The organism is Sphingobacterium sp. UBA6645, from assembly GCF_002455685.1.
In the GTDB taxonomy this organism is placed as follows: Bacteria; Bacteroidota; Bacteroidia; order Sphingobacteriales; family Sphingobacteriaceae; genus Sphingobacterium; species Sphingobacterium hotanense.
Map to the genome: position 1 here is coordinate 166,051 of NZ_DKLH01000008.1, position 5,030 is coordinate 171,080.

At 42.4% G+C, this 5,030-nt stretch carries 5 protein-coding genes; all 5 read right to left on the bottom strand.

Translation table 11 applies throughout. The features are described from left to right. Positions 1 to 1,064, bottom strand: a 1,064-nt coding sequence (locus B2400_RS01785) for a M20 family metallo-hydrolase (RefSeq protein WP_149524853.1), incomplete at its 3' end; no start/stop codon positions are given. Continuing rightward, positions 1,057 to 1,857 (bottom strand): pyrroline-5-carboxylate reductase, encoded by an 801-nt coding sequence (gene proC / locus B2400_RS01790; RefSeq protein ID WP_149527628.1) that lies wholly within the window; start codon positions 1,855 to 1,857, stop codon positions 1,057 to 1,059. The genes proC and B2400_RS01785, both read right to left, overlap by 8 nt. A gap of 11 nt (positions 1,858 to 1,868) precedes the next feature. Next, positions 1,869 to 2,657: an acetylglutamate kinase gene (gene argB / locus B2400_RS01795; RefSeq protein WP_149524852.1), complete on the bottom strand. Its 789-nt coding sequence runs from the start codon at positions 2,655 to 2,657 to the stop codon at positions 1,869 to 1,871. Positions 2,658 to 2,663: 6 nt separating this feature from the next. After that, positions 2,664 to 3,626, bottom strand: a complete 963-nt coding sequence (locus B2400_RS01800) for an acetylornithine carbamoyltransferase (RefSeq protein WP_260039618.1) — start codon at positions 3,624 to 3,626, stop codon at positions 2,664 to 2,666. Positions 3,627 to 3,636: 10 nt separating this feature from the next. Continuing rightward, positions 3,637 to 4,770: an aspartate aminotransferase family protein gene (locus B2400_RS01805; RefSeq protein WP_286651341.1), complete on the bottom strand. Its 1,134-nt coding sequence runs from the start codon at positions 4,768 to 4,770 to the stop codon at positions 3,637 to 3,639. Between the last annotated feature and the right edge of the window lie 260 nt (positions 4,771 to 5,030).

Here is a 5,030-nt window from a genome sequence, read left to right on the forward strand (position 1 = left end):
TATATAATATTATTTAGAAGTGAGATATAGAAAGCTATACCGTCCTCAATTTCGTGTAAATAGATAAACTCATCTGCTGTATGCGATCTTGCTGAATCTCCAGGCCCGACTTTAATTGAAGGAATCGGCAATAATGCCTGATCGCTCATCGTCGGACTCCCATAGATTTCCTTTCCAAGCTTGATACCCGACTGTACGATGGGATGATCGACCGCAATGGTTGAAGGATTCAAACGGGTAGACCGGGCGATTACCTCGGATTTCACATGCGATTTGATGATATCCAATATTTCCTGATTGGTATAAACGTCTGTACTTCGCACATCGACGACGTATTTACAGAGCGCAGGAACAACGTTATGCTGTGAACCCGCGTCTATCATCGTTACGCTCATCTTAACCGGTCCTAGGAAGCTAGAAAGCTTCGGAAATTGAAAGCTTCGGAACCATGCTATATCTTCCAGCGCTAAGTAGATGGCGTTTATGCCTTCTTCACGCGCGGCATGTCCGGATTGCCCATGTGCAGCACAGTCCAAAACCATTAATCCTTTCTCTGCAACAGCTAGATTTAAGAGGGTCGGTTCGCCGACAATAGCGAAACTACAAGCCGGTACATGTTTGTAAGCTTCTTCTACCCCATTCTTCCCCGATACTTCCTCCTCTGCTGATGCAATGAGGCATAAGTTGAATGGGAGATCTTGATGAGCATAGAAATAACGGAATGCTGCAATTAAGGAAACCAAGCAACCACCGGCATCATTGCTTCCTAACCCATACAATTTACCATCTTCCACCAGCGGCTGAAAGGGATCTTTCGTATAGCCAGGGTTCGCTTTGACGGTATCATGATGGGAATTCAAAAGAATATATGGCTTGTCGGCCGAATGAAATTGATTATATGCAATGATATTATTGCCAACTTTTTCCGTTGGGATTTCATGGGTATGAAAGAATTGACGTATTAAAGCGGCAGTGTGCTCTTCCTCACGACTAAGCGAGGGGGTACTGATCATGCTTTTCAATAATGCGATACTATCGCTCGTCAGTTCTGATATATTAGTCATTGTATAAACCTCCAGCTTTCTTAGCTGATAATTTTATGCCTTTGATAAATGCGGAGCTAAAGCCATTGTGTTCCATTTCATTGAGACCTGCGATGGTGCATCCTTTTGGTGAGGTAACTTTATCGATCTCGCTTTCAGGATGACTCTCCATCTGCAAGAGTAGATCCGCGGCGCCTTTTGCGGTTTGAATGGCCATTTTGAGCGCATCGTGTGCATGAAAACCGATTTCTACCCCTCCTTGAGATGCCGCGCGGATACTACGTAAAAAGAACGCAATACCACAGGCGCACAATGCAGTCGCCGAGGTCATCAGATCCTCATTAATGAGTACTACCGAACCTACCGTTTCAAACATTGTCGTAACGGCTTTGATTTGAGCATCTGTGGCGTTATCAGTCGCCATACAGGTCATCGATTGGCCAATAGCAATAGCTGTATTCGGCATAACTCGGATAACTGTTTTATCATTACCGATGACTTCTTTGATGTCAGCGCAGGTCACACCTGACACGACTGAAATTACAATCTGATTGGGACTCAAAGAAGGCTGTAGTTCGTCAAGTACTTTGCGAATCTGCTGAGGCAAAATAGCAAGCACGATATAGTCTGCACCTTGAATGGCTTCGACGTTGTTCTCGCTGACTCCAAAGCCTGCGTTCTTCTCCTCTTCTAATGAAACCATCGATCTCCTAGTGATCGTGATTGCATCAGCTTGGCAATAATCAGCCTTCACCAATCCCTTGGCTAAAGAAAGGCCGATATTACCCCCTCCGATGATTGTAATTTTTTGCATGTTGTATAGATTTAGGCAATTAAACAAGTGCCAAATTTACGCTGTTGGTACAGATGTAAATTATTGGCATTGCCAATATACACATTGCTAACCCCCTTTGCAATAGCATCAAATGCATTTTGTAACTTGGGAATCATGCCATCGTGTATAATTTTATTATCTTTTAACTGCTGAAATTCTCCGGAACGGATGGTCTCGATTACGGAGTTTTCATTATCCACGTCTAATAGGACACCATTTTTCTCGAAGCAATAGATTAATGAAACTTCGTAGACATTGGACAGGGCGATGGCTAAGGAAGATGCAATGGTATCTGCGTTGGTATTCAAAAGCTGCCCCATGCCATTATGAGTAATTGCAGAAAAAACCGGCGTGAATTCGGCTTCCAGAAGTTTCTTTATCGCAAGGGAATTCACCGAATCTGCAAGGATATCTCCGGCAAATCCGTAGTCAATGTCCCGAACCGGACGTTTGATCGCCTTGATTACATTGGCATCAGCCCCGCACAAGCCTATAGCATCGCAATTCAGCTTTTGCAGATTGGCTACTATATTCTTGTTGGTAAGCCCGGCGTAGACCATGGTAACCACATCCAGCATCGGTCCATCAGTGATGCGACGTCCTTCGACCATCTTAGCTTCTATACCTAAATCGGCAGCGATACGCGTTGCGATTTTGCCACCACCGTGGACTAATATTTTACGTCCCTGCAACGCAGAGAATTTTTCGAGGAAAGCATCTAATTGAACAGAATCGTCAATGATGTTTCCACCGATTTTTATAATGTTTAATACCGACATTCTATTTTATTTCAAACCCTCCAACAACCTCTTCAATACCACTTGCGCAGCCCACACACGATTGCCTGCTTCTTTGATCACTAAAGAATTCGGCCCGTCGAGAATTTCTGATGATAACTCAAGGTCGCGTCTAACAGGTAGACAATGCATAACCTTCGCATCATTTGTCAGCTTTAATTTTTCATTATTCATCATCCAATCCTCAGATACCGGATATACCGCTCCGTATTCTCTGAAAGAAGACCAGTTTTTTACATACACGAAATCCGCGTCGGCCAAGGCTTCATCAAGTTTGTTACTGATGTTGGCCCCCTCCGTAAATTCTTCGGATAATTCGTATCCAACCGGATGCGCAATAGTGAAATCCACCAAGCCCTCTTCTTGTGCCTTACACATCCATTCTGCAAACGAGTTTGGAACAGCTTGCGGAAGTGCTTTCACATGAGGCGCCCAAGCAAGTACTACTTTAGGTTTATCTTTCTTTTTATGCTCTGTAATGGTAATCAAATCGGTTAGACTCTGCAATGGATGTCTAGTAGCACTTTCTAAAGATACCACCGGTACGCCTGCGAACTTGACGAATTTATTAAATAGATCTTCGGTATAGTCTGCTTCCTTATCTTTCAGTGATGGAAATGAACGTAGTCCCAGGATATCGCAATACTCGCCCATAACAGCCGCAGCCTCTCGGATGTGCTCTACGGTCGTGCCATTCATAATAACGCCGTCACGAGTCTCTAATGCCCAGCCATCTTTATCCATGTTCATCACAATGACCTGCATCCCAAGATTCATCGCTGCCTTTTGGGTACTAAGACGCGTACGAAGACTTGGATTTAAGAAAACCAAACCAATTGTTTTATGCTTGCCAAGGTCTTCGTTGCCAAAAGGATTGGCTTTTAACGTTAATGCCTCGTCTACTATAGCTTTTAGATTTTTTACATCCGCTACAGAAAAAAAGTTCTTCATGTCGATATAATTAAGCTTTCAAACGCTCGTCAAAAGCTGTTAAAAAGCGATCTGCAATTTCTTTAGTAATATTCAATGCTGGTAAAATACGAATCACATTCGGCTTTGCCTCTCCTGTAAAAATCTTGTTGATCGACAATAGATCTTTCTTCACTTGCGCAAGCTCTTCAGGTAACTCAATACCGATCATCAACCCCCGGCCCCTAACTTCCAACACCTGATCAAACTTCTTAAGTTCCTCAATCAAATAATTCCCAACTTGCTCAGCATTCTGAAGTAGATTCTCCTCTTTGATAACATCTAATACGGCAACAGCTGCAGCGCATGCTAAGTGATTTCCACCAAAGGTAGTGCCTAATAAACCATATGACGCCTTGAACTTTGGAGCTATAGTGATACCGCCAATGGGGAAACCATTTCCCATACCTTTAGCCATCGTATAGATATCTGCTTCTACACCTGCATAGTCATGCGAATAGAACGAACCAGTTCTTCCATAACCACATTGCACGGAATCTGCAATATATACTGCACCGTAAGTATCGCTCAATGAACGAATAGCTTTTAAAAAGGAAACCGATGCCTCGCGAATACCACCGACACCTTGAATTCCTTCAATAATGACAGCAGCGATTTCGTCTCCATACTCCCGAAAAGCTTTAGTTAAAGCTTCTTCGTCATTAAACGGAAGAAACACAACATTGTCAGTTTGATTAACTGGCGCAACAATGCTAGGGTTATCGGTCGCAGCAACCGCTAACGACGTACGACCATGAAACGACTTGTTGAAAGCAATTATCTTCTTCCTTCCGGTATGAAAGGATGCTAATTTCAATGCATTCTCATTCGCTTCAGCACCGGAATTACAAAGAAATAAGGTATAGTCAGACTTTCCAGACACCTCGCCTAACTGTCGGGCAAGTTGTTGTTGAATAGGAATTAAAACGGAATTTGAATAAAAACCAATCTTATCCAACTGATTTTTAAGCGCCTCCACATAGTGAGGATGCGTATGGCCTATAGAAATGACAGCGTGGCCGCCGTACAGATCCAAGTACTCTGTGCCTTGTTCATCCCATACCAATGATCCTTTTGCTTTTACGATATTGATAGGATTAACAGGGTAAACATTAAAAAGTTCCATTTATTATGCTTTCGTATGATGTGAATTACAAATATATGTAGTAATAGTTTACGAATCTTGATAAAATAAAAAAAGAAGGTGTCTAAAAAGGCACCTTCTTCTGTTTTATAGCTTTTGCGATTTCATTACTGTTTTCATTTTTGAGTTTTAAGCAGTAAGTCGATATTTGATAGTTTTAACGCTCCTGACGTCAATTTGTATTGTATATAGTGTTTTATCGCTATAACGATTCTCAAAGAAGACATCGTGTGGCAAGTTGT